At 66.6% G+C, this 15022-nt stretch carries 13 protein-coding genes; all 13 read right to left on the bottom strand.

Going from position 1 to position 15022, the window contains the following annotated elements; translation table 11 throughout:
- Nucleotides 1-181 precede the first annotated feature (181 nt).
- Entirely contained in the window at nucleotides 182-1240 is a 1059-nt protein-coding gene (locus tag JO236_RS04240) for a glycosyltransferase family 4 protein (RefSeq protein ID WP_293325176.1), read from the bottom strand.
- A 32-nt stretch (nucleotides 1241-1272) separates the two neighbouring features.
- Nucleotides 1273-2370 (bottom strand): class I SAM-dependent methyltransferase, encoded by a 1098-nt coding sequence (locus JO236_RS04235; RefSeq protein ID WP_293325174.1) that lies wholly within the window; start codon nucleotides 2368-2370, stop codon nucleotides 1273-1275.
- A gap of 6 nt (nucleotides 2371-2376) precedes the next feature.
- Complete coding sequence (locus tag JO236_RS04230) at nucleotides 2377-3630, bottom strand: class I SAM-dependent methyltransferase (RefSeq protein ID WP_293325172.1); 1254 nt, start codon at nucleotides 3628-3630, stop codon at nucleotides 2377-2379.
- Nucleotides 3627-5192: a hypothetical protein gene (locus tag JO236_RS04225; protein ID WP_293325169.1), complete on the bottom strand. Its 1566-nt coding sequence runs from the start codon at nucleotides 5190-5192 to the stop codon at nucleotides 3627-3629. Before JO236_RS04225 ends, JO236_RS04230 begins: the two co-directional genes overlap by 4 nt.
- A complete protein-coding gene (locus JO236_RS04220) occupies nucleotides 5192-7204 on the bottom strand; it encodes a glycosyltransferase (protein WP_293325166.1) in 2013 nt (670 codons plus the stop codon). Before JO236_RS04220 ends, JO236_RS04225 begins: the two co-directional genes overlap by 1 nt.
- On the bottom strand, nucleotides 7201-8661 hold the full coding sequence (locus JO236_RS04215; RefSeq protein WP_293325184.1) for an oligosaccharide flippase family protein: 1461 nt from the start codon (nucleotides 8659-8661) through the stop codon (nucleotides 7201-7203). Before JO236_RS04215 ends, JO236_RS04220 begins: the two co-directional genes overlap by 4 nt.
- Before the next feature lie 14 nt (nucleotides 8662-8675).
- Nucleotides 8676-10142, bottom strand: a complete 1467-nt coding sequence (locus JO236_RS04210; RefSeq protein WP_293325181.1) for a sugar transferase — start codon at nucleotides 10140-10142, stop codon at nucleotides 8676-8678.
- A gap of 35 nt (nucleotides 10143-10177) precedes the next feature.
- Nucleotides 10178-11050, bottom strand: coding sequence for a WecB/TagA/CpsF family glycosyltransferase (locus JO236_RS04205; protein WP_293325165.1), 873 nt, complete (start codon nucleotides 11048-11050; stop codon nucleotides 10178-10180).
- Between the two features lie 36 nt (nucleotides 11051-11086).
- Nucleotides 11087-11647 (bottom strand): dTDP-4-dehydrorhamnose 3,5-epimerase, encoded by a 561-nt coding sequence (gene rfbC, locus JO236_RS04200; protein ID WP_293325163.1) that lies wholly within the window; start codon nucleotides 11645-11647, stop codon nucleotides 11087-11089.
- Nucleotides 11644-12327, bottom strand: coding sequence for a PIG-L deacetylase family protein (locus JO236_RS04195; protein WP_293325179.1), 684 nt, complete (start codon nucleotides 12325-12327; stop codon nucleotides 11644-11646). The genes rfbC and JO236_RS04195 overlap by 4 nt, the downstream gene beginning before the upstream one ends.
- A complete protein-coding gene (locus JO236_RS04190; RefSeq protein WP_293325159.1) occupies nucleotides 12324-13121 on the bottom strand; it encodes a glucose-1-phosphate cytidylyltransferase in 798 nt (265 codons plus the stop codon). Before JO236_RS04190 ends, JO236_RS04195 begins: the two co-directional genes overlap by 4 nt.
- Nucleotides 13122-13327: 206 nt before the next feature.
- Nucleotides 13328-14554, bottom strand: a complete 1227-nt coding sequence (locus JO236_RS04185) for a PPE family protein (protein ID WP_293325156.1) — start codon at nucleotides 14552-14554, stop codon at nucleotides 13328-13330.
- 14 nt (nucleotides 14555-14568) lie between these two features.
- Complete coding sequence (locus JO236_RS04180) at nucleotides 14569-14868, bottom strand: PE family protein (RefSeq protein WP_293325154.1); 300 nt, start codon at nucleotides 14866-14868, stop codon at nucleotides 14569-14571.
- Nucleotides 14869-15022: the final 154 nt, after the last annotated feature.

Genomic DNA, 15022 nt, shown 5'->3' with positions numbered 1-15022 from the left:
CGTCAACTCATGGGGTGGTCAACCTGATAAGGGTCTACACGTGGGATCAGACGCAATTCTTTGGATACTTGGCGCAGTGAGCACAGCCAGTCTCATCAGCGAGCGGTCACACTGACAGGCGAAGACGCCGTTGTAGACCGAGGCCGCTCTGCCAAGCAGCGTACTCTTTCCGCGTTGAGGCTCAGCGGCGTCGAAAGGTGGTCAGTGGGGCGGGCGCTCGTGATCCGGTTGCCAGCACTTGGTCGATCACACTCAGGAGCCGGTCCGCGGCATGGTCCACGGAGAATCGCTGTGCGTAGTGCAGCGCGGCGGCCGAACCGTGTTGCGCGGCGGTGACCGGATCGGCCAGTGTGTCGAATGTGCCTGCGAGCCCGGCGATGTCGTCGACTGCGACCGGAAGGCATTGCGGCGGTTGGTATTCGGGCAGGCCCCCGGCCGTGGAAACGATAGGCGTCACGCCGAGCTGCATCGACAGCACCTGCACCCCGCTCTGCGACGCGCGCCGGTAGTGGGCTACCGAGCCCTTGGCCGCGGCCAGTGTCGAAACGACGTCGGCGTAGCGGTACCTCCCGCAGTGCCACCGGGCATGCGGGGGTAGATCGGGGGTGCTGAGTGCACCGTTGCCGATGAGCACCAGGTCGTCGCCGCGCCAGCCGCCGCCGGTGACATGCCGCTGCCAGGCCTCGAGGACAACGCCGAGGTTCTTGTACGGATTGAGCCGGCCGACCAACACGAAGTCGCGGCGCTGCGCGGCGTCCACCGGCGCCGGGACCAGGGCGGGGTCGAGGTCGCTGGTCAACGGCATGACGTGTACTGGCGTGCCGGCCACGTCGCGGCGGCCACCCACCTCGGTCGCGACGTAGTCGCTGTAGGTGACGGTGGCCGCGGAGCCGGCGCCCCAGCGGTCGAACACCGCGTCCTCGTAGCCCGGCCGCTGTTCGATGACGTCGTGCGGGCGGTCGTCGTGCACCAGCTGGATGCGTGGGGCGCGCCCGGCCAGCGCGATCCACCGGGGGTCGCGCACCAGCTCGGCAATCACGACCTGTGGCCGGTAGTCGCGGATGCGGCGCCAGGCGGACAGGGTGGCCGGCCAGGTCGCGGGCACGCGGAACCTTGGGTCCAGCACCAGCTCGTAGTCGCGCGCGGCGCCCGACTCGGGGTGTAGATCGGAGGTCACCAACAACACCTCGGTGCCGCGCCGCTGCAGTGCCTCGGCCTGAACCCGGGCCAGCGGCCGCATCCAGGGCGAAAGCCAAAGTACGCGAGTCGGATTCACAGTGCTGCCGTGGCTCCCGGTGGGCCCGGGTCAACGAACCAGCGCCCGTCGAGCTGAGGGAACTTTTGCCGGACCTCCGCATACAGGTCCGGCAGCGTCAGCAATACGCAATCGGGATTGGCCGCGATCAGCTGTTCTGGTGCGATGATCGCCACATCCGTGCCCGGAATCCTGCGACCTTGCTTGGCGGGCGACGCGTCGGCGACCGCCAGCACCAGTCTCTTGTCCACGCCCGCGATGCTGAACAACGCGGGTACCCGCGACCCGGCACCGTAGCTGTATACGGTGTCCCCGGTATCCGCTTGCGCCACAAGCCAATCACGCAGCCGCTTTGCGTGACCCTCGGCCGACTGCTGAAGGCGTCGCAGTACCGCCGGTTCCGTGACGCCGAATTCCCATTCGCGACGCAATATGTCTTGGGCGCGCTCGTCCGGCTCCACCCGACCGTGCACGGCGGCGACCAGGAAGGTCCCGCCGTACAGATCGAACTCCCACGCTGTGGCCACGCTCATCCCGACCGCATCGAGCAGCCCGGTCAACGCGGTCAGCGAGTAGTAGCCGAAGTGTCCGTGGCGCAGCGCGTTCCATTGCCCTTGGCTGACCATCGCCATGAGCGAGGGGAACTGCACCAGGAACACCCCATCGGCCGCGGTGGTCTTCGCGCGAAACTCGAAGCCTGCCCGCTGATCCGGCTCGTGCATGACGCCAAAAGAGTCCAGCACGACATCCGCGGTATCGGCTTGGACGAAGCCACGTTCGGCGAGCAGCGGCAACCACGTTCCGCCGTGCGGGCTGCCGAACTCGCGGACCGTGCTGCCGCGCAGCCAGCCGGCCTCCGCGACGCGTTGTACCGCGTCGGCGGCCTGGTCCCGCAAGGCCTGCGGCTCGATGCCGCGGGGTTCCTCGGTGACCGTGTCGTCGTCGGCGAGTTGGGCGAGGCCGCACGAGGCGCAGAGGTCCATCGCGAGCGCATGGCCCGTTTCCCTCGGGCTGATCGGCTCGGTTGCTAGCGGAAAGTGGTCGGCCGCCGGCACATTCCCCAGGTCGAGCACGCGGTGCAGATCTGCGCCACCACACGCACGGCAGGTGCTCACCGGCGCCTACCTGAGTACCGCATTGGGGGGGTTCGCCTTGCTCGCCATGTGCAGGGTCGGGAGGGGGTAGACAAGTTGGCCGCCCCACTCCGTGACGTAGCTAAGCTGTTCGGTCAGTTCGGCTTCCAGATTCCACGGCAACACCAGCACCACGTCGGGACGGTCTTTGACGATCAGTTCCGGAGCGTGAATCGGGATCCGCGTGCCGGGCGTGAAGTGGCCGTGCTTGTAGGGATTGCGGTCGACGGTGTACTCCAACAGATCGGTGCGGATCCCGCAGTAGTTGAGCAGGGTGTTGCCCTTGCCCGGCGCGCCGTACCCGACGACGCGCTTGCCTTCGGCACGACATTGCAGCAAAAACCGCAAGAGATCGTGGCGAGCCGTCTCGGTGTGCTGACGCAATTGCAGGTAGCCCGCCGGGCGATGCAGTCCGGCCGCCTCTTCGATGCGCAGCACCTTGGCTACCCGCTCGGTTGGCGGCTGCGCGGCCAGCACCGGACGAGCCCAGACGCGGATGGACCCGCCGTGGGTCGGCAGGAGTTCGACGTCGACGATGGCAAGCCCGGCGGTCGCCAGCGCCGCCGTCGCCGAAAGCAGTGTGTAGTACTGGAAGTGCTCGTGGTAGATGGTGTCAAACTGGCCGAGTCGCACCAGGTTCAGCGCGTGGTGCACCTCGATGCTCAGCCAACCGTCGTCGGCGAGCAGTTCGCGCAACGATTTCGTGAAACCCCGCAAGTCCGGTATGTGCGCGTAGACGTTGTTGGCCACCACCAGGTTCGCCGGTCCGTGTTCGGTGCACACCTGGCGCGCCACGTCCTCGTCGAGGAAGGACGTCAGCGTCGGGACGCCCCGCTTGGCGGCGGCGGCGCCCACGTTCACTGAGGGCTCGATCCCCAAGCACGGTACGCCGGCGGCGACCGCGTGTTGCAGCAAATAGCCGTCGTTGCTGGCGACTTCGACCATTAGGGACTCGGGTCCGAGCCGCAACCGTGCGATGGCGTCATCGACGAAGGTCTTGGCGTGCTGCACCCAGCTGTCGGAATACGAGGAATAGTAGGCGTATTCGGTGAAGGTGTCCTCGGGCGTGATCAGCGCCGGTATCTGCAGCAGCAGGCAGTCCTCGCACAGTCGCAGGTGCAGCGGATAAGTCTGCTCGGGCAGGTCGAGTTCCTCAGCTGACAGTATCTTTTCGCACGGCGGTGTCGCGCCCAGGTCCAGGACACTGAGCATTCGATCCGAATCGCACAAGCGGCAATTCATCTAACTCTCGACTCCTCGTGTTGCTTGGTGTTCCACGTGTCCTGGCGACGGTGGCGTCCGCGAACCCTTGTCGTGGGCCATGAGATGGACGATCCCACCGCCCAAGCTATCTTGGGCTCTTCGCACACAATGTGCTGATCGACCGCGGAAGTGGTTGCTGCCGTGATCGTTTCGGGCACTTCGGACTGCTGCTGATGGGCGAGCCGGCGGGTACTGGTGTAGATCAACTTGCCAATGTCGTTCTGGAACAGCCAAAGGCTGTTCTGCTGGCCGGCGAAAGACACCTCGCCTGCCATCGCGCCCCACGGCATGAAACCGCTGCCCAGCCCGACCCCGAACAGACCCGGGACCGGCGTGCCGTCGGCAGCGAGCAATCGCGCGTCTTGCCGGACCGCGGGACCGGTCTGCGCCAGCGGCACCCGGTCACCTCGCGGGTCGTAAACCGGGATGGTCGCAAGGCGGTAGCCCAGCGCCGGCACGACCAGATCCGCGTCATTGAGAAGGCGAATCAGGTCTGCACGCCACAAGCTGCCGAGGGATCGGGTGACAACGCGGTCATCGGGTTCGGTGCCGGGCTTGCGGTGGGCGCGTCGCCATACTTCACGACCGTCACCCTGCAACCCGGCGAACCGATGAACCCGGCCGGTAGCCTGGCAGACATCCGCTTCGGAGAATTCGTAGCCATCGGCGCGCGCCGCATCCCGCGACCAATATGTGGGCCTGGGTTCGCTGCGATGAAGAATTTGTACGCCCTGCGGCCCGAAGTTCAACTCCGGAAGCTGTTGTAGCAGCATCCATGCCGCCGAAAAAGCGCTGTGCGCGCCGCCCACGATGACCACACGAGGCCTGCGGTTTACCCGCGCGAGCCGCCGCGCGACCTCCGCCGCGCCGCCCTGGCTGAGCAGTCGGTGACTGGAGACGATCTTGTCTCGCCACTGCCCCAGATAGAGGCCTGGCGCTAGCTCGGTCTTGGACCATGACATGTTGGGCCGCCCGCCGAGGGCCACGACGGCGCTGGTAGCGCGCACGACCGCGCGCTGGCCGTCGCGGTCGGTGGTGATGACGCCGATCGAGCCGTCGCGTTCCAGCTGAATCGCCAACGCCCGCGTACCGGTCAGGGCGCAGCTGTTCGGATGGCGGGCGAACTCTGCCAGGACGGCGGCGCCGACGGCCCGCTCGAAGCGATTCACCATCTGCAGCGTGGGTTGCCCGCTGCGAAAGGGTTCCATTTCCCGCGTCGCGGGATCGGACTTGAGGTCGGCGAGAAATGGCGCGCAATCCGGTCCATCCAGACATTCCAGGAAAGACGTGCCCCGGGAATCGGCGTTCAGCGGGTACTGGCCCAGCGAACCGCCCAGACCGTCGCTGCGTTCCACCAGCGCGACGCCGCTGTCCAGCCACGCGTTGAGCCGGCCGTGCCGCGCAGCCCAAACGAGTGAGCCCGTACCGGCCGGCCCGCCGCCCAGGATCACGGTCTCATACATTCGTGTTTCCTCGACGGCGCCGTCCGCAGCGCTCTGTTCCTTCCGGAAGGGCCTTTTCCAGAATGATGGGATGGTCATCAGAGCACCTCTTCGATCGCGTCAAGGTAGGCGTCCGTCATCGCCTCCACCGTGTAATGCGTGCGCAGCCGCGCCAAGCCCCGTTGTCCGACCGCGTTCAGATCCTCAGGGCTGGACAGTATTTCGGCCAACTGTTCGCGCCATCCGGACACTGACACCGGTTCGACGACGAATCCCGCCTTGCCGAAATCCAGCATTTCCGGCACCGCGCAGATCGCCGATGCCGCAACGGGTACGGCGCGGGCCATGGCTTCAAGGATCGCCATCGGGAACGCCTCGGAGCGGCTCGGCACGCAGAGCAGATCCGCGTCGGCCAGCGCTGGCCCCGGTCCGGCGGACCATCCGTGCCACTGGACCCGGTCACGCAACCCCGGTGGGGTCAGGGCCTGCAGCCTCTCCCGGTCGGGCCCGTCGCCGAAAATGGAGAGTTTCCACGGCATGTCCGTCAGGGCGGCGAGTGCCTCGATCAGCAGATGGGGGTTCTTGTGCTCGACGATGCGTGAGAGCATCACCAGGTGCAGGGGCTCGCCGGCCGTGCGGATGCGCTCGCCCGGTTCACCCGTCACCACTACCCCGTTGGGCGCGACGAACGGCCGGCCCTTGAGCCGGTGGTGTGGGGTGAGCATGTCCCAGTGGCGTTGCGCCAGAACGATAAATCCGTCGGCGCGGTTCATCGCGGCGGCCAGCGGGCGTGAGTAGATCGGCCGGTCGGTCTCCGGCGGAGTGTGCGGGGCGACCAACCACCGCCGATCACGCGCGGTGGCGCGCCACAGGGTGGCGAACCCCGTTTCGGTGTTGGTGTCGCCGCTGATCAGTACCGCGGGCCCGGCGGGCAGATCCACCGAGGGGGCCCACCAGGGTTGGCGCACCACGCGCACGCTATGCGGTATCTCCTTGATCAACGGTCCGAACCGTTGCATGCACGCGATCGTCACCGGATAGCCGCGCCGGTCCAATTCCGCTGCCAACAAAGCCTTCTGGCGTTCGGCCCCGCCGTAGACCAGGCGGTTGGTGGTGATCACGATGGACGGTTTGTCACAGCGGCGGGCGGCGATGGTGCGTTTGCGCACGTCGCTCCTGGTGCGTTGCACCCGGTCCAGAAGCGTGGTGCCGGCGAGATAGGCGTCCGCGTGGTGAACGCCGTGTTGACGTTCCAGCAGCAGCGCGATGTTGGCGCGCAACAGGTCACGGTTGCGTCGGCGCTCGGGGCTGGTGACCTCCGCGCCGTGGGCTGCGACGGAGTCACGCACGTTCTTGGTGGCGGCCGGGTTGCCGTGGTGGATGTCGAGTTCGTCGGCCAACAGGATGCGCCAGCCCGCAGCACTGGCGCGGGACTGCCAGTCGGTCTCTTCACCGTAGAGGAAGAATTCCTCGTCGAAACCACCGATCTCGTCCCAGGCTGCGCGGTTGATTGCCAGGCAGGCGCCACCCACGTAGCCCTCGATGCTGTGCGATTCGGCGGGCTGGCGCGCATAGAGGTGCGAGATCGGCGTGCCGCGCAGCCGATCTGAGTAACCGGCGGCGGCGATCAGCGCCCGGGACAGCGTCCGGCGGCGGGTCGCGATGTCCCACCGCGCCGGGCCCGGCGCCCCCGAATCGAGCACGAGCGGCGACACGGCCGCCACCCCGGGCTGGCGAAGCAACTCTCGGGTGCGTGTCAGCGGCCCCTGCAGCCGCGCGTCGGCGTTCAGCAGCAGCAGGTCGGTGTCGCCCGGCGTGTGTTGCACCAACGCGTTAAAGGCCGCCCCGAAGCCAAGATTCACCGGGCCCAGCACCCAGTGCACATCCGGGTGACGGGCAGCCAGCTCTTCGCGACCGGGGTAACCGTCGCCGCTGTTCTCGTAGATGTATACCGGTAGGTCGGGAAGCTGTTGGGCGAGGCTGGCCAGACACATCTCGACCAGGTCGTGGCTCTTGTAGGTGACTATCAGCGCCGCGAGCGGGCGTTCAGGCGTGTTGACTGTGTGGGTAACGGGGCGTTTGAAGTACGTCCGCTCCATCTCGGTCGTCATGCGCTCACCTGTTTCCGGAAGAGTGCAATCAACGCCGTCCGGTTGACCGGGCCGGCCACGAGATTTACGGCGAAATACGCGGCGGCGGCCGCGACCAGGACGAGAACGACGTGATGGCCCGAAAGTAGCAGCGCCACAGCCACACTGGCGCCGGTGGGCACCGCTAACCTGAGCAGGAAGCCCACTGGCGTGCGGTAGCCGCATTCGCGGCGGAGCCGCCGGCTGGCCAGCACCAGCCCCATCAGCTCGGTGCATACCAGCGTGACGCCGGCGCCCACGGCACCGAACCGGTAGTCCAGAACGAAGTTCATCGCGACGTTGACGACGAGCGTCACCACGAACGCGCGGAAGAAGTACCGCTGTTGATGGCAGGCGAACAGCCCTTGGCCGACGGTGGAGGTGACGAAGCGCAGCGCGGCCGCGATGAACAGCAGTCCCAGGGTCGGTGCCCCTCGACCGACGAACGCCTGGTCGCCCAACAGCCCGATCAAGGGGCCGGCCAGCACCGCCCCGACGACGGCGACCGGGGCGGCAAGAAAGTACATCATCTCGACGCTGTGCCGCTGGAAGGCGGCGAAAGCCGGCACGTCGCGGGAGAACAGCCCGGTGGCCGTCGACAGCGTGGACTTGAGGAAGAAAACCGAGAGCGCCTCGGTGTTGAATGCGACGGTGTAGGCCAACCCGTATACGCCGACCTCGGCATGGGTGCTGACCAGCGACAAGATGACGCCGTCGGCGCGCCAGTACAGGATCCCCACCACCATCACGCCCATCAGCGCCAGGCTTTCCCGCAGCAGCTCGGCGGCCTCGCGTGGCGCGAACACCGGGCGCAGGGAGATGTGGCGTGCCGCCGCCGTGCCCTGGATCAGGAGCTGCAAAGCTGGTGGAATCAGTTGCGCGACAGCGAACCAGATGACGTCCGCGTGCGTCGTTACCAGCCAGCACACCGCGCCCAGGGTGGCCACCCGGCTGACGACGTCGGAGACGGCGACCGCCGCGAACCGAACGGTGGACATAAAAACCGGCTCGAAGCGCGTCGTCATCGTCAGCATGAGCAGCTGACCCGACAACACCACCAACATCACCCGCACGTCGGCGTCGCTATAGATGAGCAACCCGGAAACCGCTGCGACTGACGCCAACGGGACGCAATAAACCAGGGACAGGCCGCTGTTGATGCGAACCAACCGCTCCAGATCGCCGGTTCCCGAGCTGACGCGGCGCACGATCACGGTTCCCACACCGAGATTGGCCAGGCTGGTCCACATCCCGATGAACGCGACGGCGATGGTGAGCTCGCCGTAGCGGCCGGGACCCAGGTACCGGGCCGTCATCGCTACCGAGACCACCGAGGCCAGCATCCCCAGTACCCGGCAGATCAGCTGGACGGAGAACGCGTGCGCGATGCGGGATCGGGGCACCGACGTCGGCGTCAACGCCTCCGTCGGTTCGGTCACGGTGTCACCGCTCATCAGTACGCCCCGTCACTGGCCAACACGGCCCGCAGCGTCCGGGCGATGATCACGAGATCGCCTGGCATCGACCAGTTGTCGACGTAGGACAGATCGAGGCGAACGGAGTCTTCCCAGGACAGGTCCGAGCGGCCGCTCACCTGCCACAGTCCCGTGACGCCCGGTTTCACCAACAGCCGTCGCTTGACCTCGCCGTTGTAGTTCTCGACCTCTCGCCGCAGCGGCGGTCGCGGCCCGACTACGCTCATGTCCTGCTTCAAAACGTTGATGAATTGCGGTAATTCGTCGATGCTGTACCGACGTAGGAATTTGCCGATGGTCGTGACGCGCGGGTCGTCATGGATCTTGAAGAGCATGCCGCCGGCACCCTGGTTGAACGGCAGCAGGCGTTCGAGTTGCTTGTCGGCGTCCTCGACCATGGTCCGGAACTTCAGCATCGTGAAGGGCTTGCCATCCAGTCCGATGCGCTCGGACCGGTAGAAGATCGGCCCCTTGCTCGTCAACTTGATGCACAGTGCGCTCGCGAGCAGAAGCGGCGACGTCGCGATGAGCGCTGCCAGCGCGAAGCAGAAGTCGAAGGCGCGCTTCTGAAAGCGTTGGCTGCCTTCGTATTGTGGCTTGTCGACGTGCAGCAGCGGCAGCCCCGCAATGGGCAGCAGGGTCAATCGCGCGCCTGCGACGTCCACCACCCCGGGCGCCACCACCAGGTCGGCACCCGTCGTCTCCAGCTGCCACATCAGCTCCCGGATGCTGCGCACGCCGAAATGTTCGGAGCGCGTCACGACCACGGTGTCCGCGCCGGACCCGTAAAGCGCTGTCAGCGAGGCGGTTTCGTCACCGAGGATCGGGATTTCGCGGCCGCCGACCGTGATCGTGTCGCCGCGGGCCGGCCCGTGGCCGGCAATGCAGGCCCCGACCACGACGTAGCCGTCTTTCGGGTTGCGGATCAGCTCATGCGCCAGGTGCGTGACACCGGCGCGGTCGCCGATCGCCAATACCATGGTCTGGCATTCACCCTTAGCGCGTCTGCGCCAGACGTACTTGCGCCACAGGTTGCGGCTGGTCACCAATCCGAGCGTGCCTACGGGCAGCGCGACCGCCAGGTAGCCGCGGGCCAGCTCGATCTTGGCCAGCAGGGTGACCATCGCGATAATTCCGAACGTCCAGAAGGATGCGCTGGCGATCCGCCGGTACTCGTCGATTCCGGCGCCGATGACGCGGGTCGATCGGGTGTGGAAGACGGCAATGGACGAAAGCCACAGTGCCGCAAACAGACCCGAGAGCAGCGTTATCACCGGACCCGGGTATCCCGACTGGTTGGGTGTGTCGCCGAAGCGAACGATCTGCGCGAGGCCCACCGCCGAGCACACGATCACCGAGTCGGTGACGCGCAGGCGGCTTGAGTATTGTTGCTGCCAGCGCGCAACGGGGTTGCCGCTGGATTCCGGCGCCGGAATCGCGGTCAAGACCGAGGGGCCGCTCGCTGTCTGCAGAGTCCGAGTCACGCTGGCAACCCGCTCGGCCACGCGGACGCGACTTCGGTTGCCGCTCCGAAGCTTTCGACCTGGTCGTATGTGGGCGCATCGGTGTAGAACACGCCGGGATAGCAGATGATCTGGGCACGCGCGGCGCGCAGCAGCGCGCGCGGGCCCTGCAGGAGGTAGCGGCGGGCCAGCCGGCGCGGTTCGTGGGTCAGCCGATATAGCCACTCCAGCCCGGCCCGTTGCATCCACTCCGGGGCGCGTCGGGTGGTGCCGGCCAAAAAGTCGATGGCGCCCCCGGACGGCAGGAAAATCCGCGCGCCCGTAGCGTGCCCGTACTGGTCGACCCACTGCTCCTGACGCGGCTTGCCGAGGCTGACGACCAAGATGTCGGTTTTTGCGGCGCGGATGTCCGAAACATGGCTATTTGCCAGGGATTCGATGCAGTCTGGCTGCGGTGCCCACATCCCCGAGATCGCGAGCGCGGGATAGCGCTGTCGCAGATGCTCGGCCAGCAGCTGATGGGTTTGTGCGCTGCCGCCGAAAAAGCCGATCCGATGGCCGTTCGCTTCGGCCAGTGCCAACACCGCGGGCAGCAGGTCGGCGCCGGTGACGCGGGGCCAGGGCTTCGCCGTCAACAGCTGACCACGCCAGGCGATCGGCATGCCGTCGGCCAGCAGCAACCATTCCAACCGGCCGTCGGGCGCGTCACCGATCCTGCGGAAATGGTGCAGGTGATCGAGGTTCACCGACCCCACCACCAAGCGGCGCGACGACTGCGACTGCAGGCGCGAGTTGATGATCGAGAGCACCTGGCGGGTCTCGCACCGCTCGACGATGTTCCCGCTGACGACCATCCGCACAGCGGTCGAGGGCAGGGTGTTCGGCGCCATGACTGACCTACCCGGAATGCTTCACGCACAGTTGGCTCATGATGGTGAGCCCCCGGTGGGCGCCAACCCCGACCCCAACAGGGGCCAGCTGGCATCCTTTTCGGACATGACCGTGACCGGCAGCGGCCACTCGATAGCGAATTGCGGCTCGTTCCAACGGAAGTTCTGCTCGCCGTCCGGGACATAGGGACCACTGATCTGATACATGATCTCGGTGTCGTCGGTCAGGGTTTGAAAGCCGTGCGCGACGTAGGGGGGCAGGAACAGTGCGCGACGGTTGTCGGCAGTCAACTCCACCATCACGTGCTTGCCGTAGGTCGGTGACTCCGGGCGGACGTCGACGGCGACGTCGGCGATGGCGCCCCGGATGCAGCGCACCAGCTTGGCCTCGGCGTGCGGGGGCACCTGGCGGTGCAGACCACGCACTGTCCCGCGGGTGTGGTTGAAGCAGATACTCGTCTGGGAGACCTCGGGGATCAGGCCGTGCTCGGCGAACTCGTCGGCGCAAAACAAGCGGGAGAAGAAGCCGCGATGGTCGCGGTGGGGCTCGATGTCGATGATCGTGACCCCCGCGACTTCGGTGGGCGTGTACTTCATTTGGCTCCTCCGCGGTGGGTCTGGCCTGTGCTCACCGGCGACGGGTCGAACGCCGCCTTCTCCACGACAAAGGCTTCGGCATAGCGCGAATGGCACTGCACTCCGCGGACTCGCATCAGGCCGAGGAATGCCTCGTCGTCAAACCAGTCGCGATCCGACTGGGACGGATAGCACTGCGCCAGCAACCTGGTCTTCCGCTGGGCCAGATCGGCCGGAATCGGCACGAACAGAGTGGGATTCGGCAAGTCGGCCTCCCACTTGAGGATTTCGTAGCCCAGCACCAGGTGGGCGCGGAACTCGGTCGGGATGAGTTCGGCGATCAACCGGTGATCCTGGTGGTAGTCCTCGCGCTGCGGTCCCAGCACCAAATCGGGCTGGCAGTCCCTCCGAAAGTCGGCGAGGCGCTGTTTCACCGATCCCCAATGCTCCGGAAGACGGCCGTCGGGCAGGTCGGCGACCGTCAACCGGAGATCGGCGTGGGGGAGCAACGCCGCAAAGGCGTTCTTTTCCTCCGTCTCACGCTCCGTGCCGCCACCACTCAACACCAGCGCGTGCACGACGACGTCCGGGTTATGGCGGGCAATCAGCATCAGCGTCGCGCCGGCACCGATGACGATGTCGTCGCAGTGCGCTCCCACGACGGCAACAGAGCTGATGCCGCCAGTTGTCAGGGGGATCATGCCGACCGGCCCGCCGACTGGGATGCCTCCCACACCGCCCACGGGCGAATCCCGCGGTTGTAGTCGGCGTCGAGCTCGGCGCGCTCCTTGAATGTGTCGGCCGGCTTCCAGAACCCGTCGTGTCGGTAGCCCAGCAGCTGTCCCGTCCCGGCCAGCGTCATGCACGCATCGCCGACCAGGTCGCCGTTCTCCGGGATCAGGTCGATGATTTCCTGCCTGAGCACGAAGTAGCCGCCGTTGACCCAGATCGGGAAGTTGGTCAACGGGGCGATCTCTTTGATGTCGCCGTCGGTGCTGACGTCGACGCAGTGGAACGACGACTGCGGCGGCACAGTCAGCATGGACGCCGTCGCCCCGCTGCTGACCAGACGGTCGATCATGGTGTCCAACGGGGCGTCGGTCAGCACGTCGGCGTAGTTGGCCAGGAAGTACTCGTCGTCACCCAGATACTTGCGGACCCGGCGCAGCCGCTCGCCGATCGGCGACTCCAGGCCGGTGTCGACGAAGGTTATGGTCCAGTCGGACATGTCGGAGTCGAGCAGCTCGACCCTGCCGCCGCGCATGACGAAGTCGTTGGACTCCACCTCGCGGTAGTTGACGAAGAAGTCCTTGATCATGCCCTGGCCGTAACCCAGGCACAGAATGAACTCGTTGTGGCCGTAGTGCGCGTAATAGCGCATCACATGCCAGAGCAGTGGCCGGGGCCCGACCATCTGCAGCGGCTTGGGGACCTGGTCACCGTCGGCGCTCCGCATGCGCATGCCATAGCCGCCGCAGAAGAGGACGACTTTCATGACAGGGCGCCCATCAGGCGAGGGGCCGCACCGGGACCTACAAAACCGCTCATACTAGGCGCATTCACAAGACCCATTTTACATACTTTCTGAATGATCTGAAGCGGAAATTTGGGTATCTGGTCTTTAATTTGTTTATTCGGTCGGCTGGCTGGGGTTCGGCCCTCGGCGGGACCGTCAGCAGGCCGTCAGCGTCGGCTCCCGGGTCATATGACCGCCCCGTATCCCGCTGACGGGGGTTGGGCCATCACCGTCGGAACGACCCCGTATCGGGGTGCGGCCGCCGGCCCGGCTGACCCAGCGCCCCGCGGCAGCCCGCCGAGCAGGCTCGGCGGCATGCGCGACACGTCGCCCACGCCCCCGTTGGTCAATGCCGCGCCGGCCGAGGTCAGGTGCGCCGAGGGGATGACGCTGGCCCAGGCCTGTGGCACCGACAGCGAACCCAATGTGGCCGCTTCGCCCATGGTTCCCGCGACACCCCCGACACCCCCGAGCGCGTCGGCCCCGACATCGGCGGCCGCCGCCGCAGCGTTTCCCGCCACATCGGCGGCGCCCGCGACCGTGGCCGTAGCCAGGCCTTGCAACGTCTGAGCGATGCTGAGCACGCTCGACAGCCCAAACAACGGGGTCGTGGAAACCGCCATAACGGTAGGGAGCAGTGAAAGCAGGTCGTCGACGTTTCCGGACGTGAGGCTCGACAGCAGGTCCGACGAACCGGTTGCGTTCAACAGCGTTCCCCAGGGCGTCAGGATCGAGGCGGCGCCGGAGCCCGAGACGGGTGCGGCCAGGCCCTGCAGCAACGAGGGCACCGAGGACAGCAAGCCCGCCAGCGAGAATGGGTCAGTTGCGGAGGCGGAGGTGGCGTTGGACACCGCGTTGGACTGCCCCAGCAGTCCGGCGGGGTCGGTGACCTCGGGCGCGGCGGCGAACACGGTCAGCAGCGCTGCCTCCGCCGAATTCGCCGCGTATTGGTACATGGCCGCGGCGTCCTGCGCCCACATCTCGCCGTATTCGGCTTCGTTGGCCGCGATCGCCGCCGTGTTCTGCCCCAGCAGGTTGGTTGCGACCAGCGTCGCCAGTTGCACCCGGTTGGCGGCGACCGCTGTGGGTGGCACGGTCATGGTGAAGGCGGCTTCGTAGATTTCCGCGGCGTCCCTGGCCTGGCTGGCCGTCTCCTGGGCGCGCGCGGCGGCCCCGAAGGTCCACGCCACGTAGGGCCCGAAAGCGGATGCCATCGCCAGCGACGAGGGGCCCAGCCAGCGTCCGGTGGTCAATCCTGAGACCACTGAACGGTAGGCCGCGGCGGCGGTGGTCAAGTCGTCGGACAGTTGATCCCACGCCTCGGCGGCGTCCAACAGCGGACCCGCCCCGGCACCGATATACATTCGCGCGGAGTTGACCTCCGGTGGTAGCGCGCCGAAATCCAAAACCATGGGTCAGATCCGGGTTATACGGCCGCGGCCGCGTTGGCGGCCTCGGTGGCGGCGTAGGAGCTCGCGCTTGTCTGCAAGGCGTCGACGAACATCTGGTGGACGGCTGCGGCCTGCGCGCTGACCGCCTGGTACATCTCGCCGTGTGCGGCGAACTGCATTGCCGTCAACGCCGACACCTCGTCGCCCGCCGCGGGAGCGATTCCTGTCGTGGGCCCGGCCACGGCGGCGCTGCGGGCGTTCACTGCTGAACCGATGCCGAGCAAACTGCCAGCGGATTGCGCCAAAGCCTCAGGCTGCGTTGTCACAAATGACATGTGCGTCTCCTAACCCAACCGGATCGACTGGTGGTGGGCTGGCTGCAGACCGTGTGCCCCACGCCTGAGCCTCCACAAACCGACTACCCACATGAAGGACGACTATACATACTTTTGGAACGAAGCGCTGCCCCTAAACCAACTTGAAGTATTT

Origin of the sequence: Mycobacterium sp. (assembly GCF_019247635.1) — a bacterium.
Lineage (GTDB): Bacteria > Actinomycetota > Actinomycetes > Mycobacteriales > Mycobacteriaceae > Mycobacterium.
Note: the sequence above shows the minus strand (reverse complement) of the source record. Positions and strands in the feature narration are given on the sequence as shown.

Excerpts from the sequence above, each read along its gene's own strand:
- JO236_RS04240 (WP_293325176.1), bottom strand. The coding sequence starts at position 1,240 with ATGCGGCCGCTGGCCCGGGTTCAGGCCGAGGCACTGCAGCGGCGCGGC.
- JO236_RS04230 (WP_293325172.1), bottom strand. The coding sequence starts at position 3,630 with ATGAATTGCCGCTTGTGCGATTCGGATCGAATGCTCAGTGTCCTGGAC.
- JO236_RS04225 (WP_293325169.1), bottom strand. The coding sequence starts at position 5,192 with ATGACCATCCCATCATTCTGGAAAAGGCCCTTCCGGAAGGAACAGAGC.
- JO236_RS04220 (WP_293325166.1), bottom strand. The coding sequence starts at position 7,204 with ATGACGACCGAGATGGAGCGGACGTACTTCAAACGCCCCGTTACCCAC.
- JO236_RS04205 (WP_293325165.1), bottom strand. The coding sequence starts at position 11,050 with ATGGCGCCGAACACCCTGCCCTCGACCGCTGTGCGGATGGTCGTCAGC.
- rfbC (WP_293325163.1), bottom strand. The coding sequence starts at position 11,647 with ATGAAGTACACGCCCACCGAAGTCGCGGGGGTCACGATCATCGACATC.
- JO236_RS04195 (WP_293325179.1), bottom strand. The coding sequence starts at position 12,327 with ATGATCCCCCTGACAACTGGCGGCATCAGCTCTGTTGCCGTCGTGGGA.
- JO236_RS04190 (WP_293325159.1), bottom strand. The coding sequence starts at position 13,121 with ATGAAAGTCGTCCTCTTCTGCGGCGGCTATGGCATGCGCATGCGGAGC.
- JO236_RS04185 (WP_293325156.1), bottom strand. The coding sequence starts at position 14,554 with ATGGTTTTGGATTTCGGCGCGCTACCACCGGAGGTCAACTCCGCGCGA.
- JO236_RS04180 (WP_293325154.1), bottom strand. The coding sequence starts at position 14,868 with ATGTCATTTGTGACAACGCAGCCTGAGGCTTTGGCGCAATCCGCTGGC.